Origin of the sequence: Peterkaempfera griseoplana (assembly GCF_001418575.1) — a bacterium.
GTDB lineage: Bacteria > Actinomycetota > Actinomycetes > Streptomycetales > Streptomycetaceae > Peterkaempfera > Peterkaempfera griseoplana.
On the sequence record NZ_LIQR01000786.1, the window covers coordinates 1 to 1817 of the forward strand.

General features: G+C 78.6%; 1 protein-coding gene and 1 pseudogene. One reads left to right on the top strand and one right to left on the bottom strand.

Translation table 11 applies throughout. From position 1 onward, the window contains the following. The coding region (locus AOK09_RS40655; protein ID WP_055591495.1) for a cell division protein PerM at positions 1-1136 on the top strand (1136 nt) is incomplete at its 5' end. A gap of 121 nt (positions 1137-1257) precedes the next feature. On the opposite strand, the pseudogene AOK09_RS36775 reads toward AOK09_RS40655, so the two are convergent. Next, positions 1258-1817: pseudogene (locus tag AOK09_RS36775) on the bottom strand (hypothetical protein); the annotation flags it as partial.

Here is a 1817-nt window from a genome sequence, read left to right on the forward strand (position 1 = left end):
CCGCCGTCCCGGTCCCGGGCGAGGTCCCCGGCGCCGGCACCGCCCCGGTGGGCATGGTGCCGCTGCTGCTGACCGCCGCGGCCCTCTTCCTGTTGTTCCGCGCCGGCCGCCGGGCCGGCCGTTCGCTGCGCTTCCCCGCCGCGCCGGGTCCGGCGACCGCCCTGCGTTCCCTGGCGACGGCCGTCCTCGCCGTCTGCAGCGGCTACACCCTGGTGGCGGCCGGTGCCGCGGTGATCGCCTCCGAGGACGGCATGCTGCGGGCCCGCCCGTTTCCGGCGCTCGCCGCGGTGCTTGCCCTGGCGGTGCCGGTTGCAGCCGTCGGGGTGCGCTCGGCCACCGGACCCTGGGGGGCGCTGCTGCGGCACCCGGCGGTGCGGCTGCGGGCGCTGCTGCGGCCGTACGAGGAGCCCTCGCTGCGGCCCGCCGGCTGCCTGCTGCCCGGGTGGGCGTTTCCCGCCGCCGCGGGCGCCGCGCTGCTGCGCGCGGTGACGGCCGCGTGCGCGGCGCTGCTGGGCGGGGGTGCGCTGGTTCTCGGCTGTGCGCTGCTGCTCCACGGGAATGCCGCCGGCCGTACGGTTCTGGCCCTGGCCCCTGATGTCCCCGGCCAGGCCGGGCTGCTGCTGCTCTGTCTGGCCCTCTACCCGGACGCCGCGGTGTGGGCGGCCTCCTACGCCCTCGGGCCGGGTTTCACCGTGGGCACGGGCAGCACGGTGGCGCCGTACGGGACGGTCCTCGGCGACACGCCGGTGTTCCCGCTGCTGGCCGCGCTGCCCCGGGCGACAGCGGCGTCACCCGCGGTGGCGGGCCCGCTGGGCTGGTCCACCCTGGCCGTGCCCGCGCTGGCCGGTGTCGTGCTGGCCGCCGTCCTCGGCAGGGCGGCAGCGGGAGCCCGCTGGCACCCGGTCGCCACCGCGCTGGCCGCCGTGTGCGCGGCCCTGCTCACCGGAGTGGCGGCCGCCCTGGGCGCGGCGGCCTCGGGTGGGGCGCTGGGGGTGGACCGTCTGGCCTCCCTGGGCCCCTCGCCCTGGTTGACGGGGGCCGCGGCGGCGGCCTGGACCGCCGCGGTGGGGGTTCCCGGTGTCCTGCTCGCCCGGTTCGCGTTGCGCGGCAGGGCGGCGGGCCGGGGCAGGAACTGATCTCTCCGGCCCGCTGCGGTGCCCCCGGCCGTCCCTGGTCGGCCACTGCCCCCAGGCCGTCCCGAAGCCCCCTGCGCCGCCTGCGCCGCCCCGCGGAGCCGTCAGCCGTCCACCGGAGCGGTCAGCCGTTGACGTTGTCCGCCTTCTGCAGCCACTCGGGGATCAGTTTGCTGCAGCTGTGCTGAGCCTTCTGGGTCAGCGCGTCGGACACGCAGTCGTAGTAGTCCTTGTACGCCAGCTGGAGCCCCCAGGAGGCGGCGACCATGGCCAGCGCCACGCCGCCGGTCACCAGCCCGCCGAGCGCGGCGGGGAGCTGCGGCCGGGCCGGGCGGGGCGCCGCCCAGCCGGGCGGCGGCAGCGGGGCAGGACGGTGCCCGGTGGGCGGCGGAGCGGAGGGCAGCTGCGCGCCGCCGGTGGTCCCGGTGCGCTGGTCGGACCCGGAGGCTGCCGCCGCCGGGTCCTTGGCGGTGCCGCGCAGGGCGCTGATGCCCCAGTAGACCGCCAGCGCGCCGAGCAGCAGTCCCACATAGGGCAGGTTGAAGATCATGAAGAACAGGCCCCACATGCCCGAGAGCAGCGCGTAGCGTGCCCTGCGCTGCACCGGGTCGGTGGGGTCGTAGCGCTGCTGGGGCCCGCTGGGCGGGTAGGGGCCGCCCGGCGGGCGGCCCTGCCAGCCGGGGC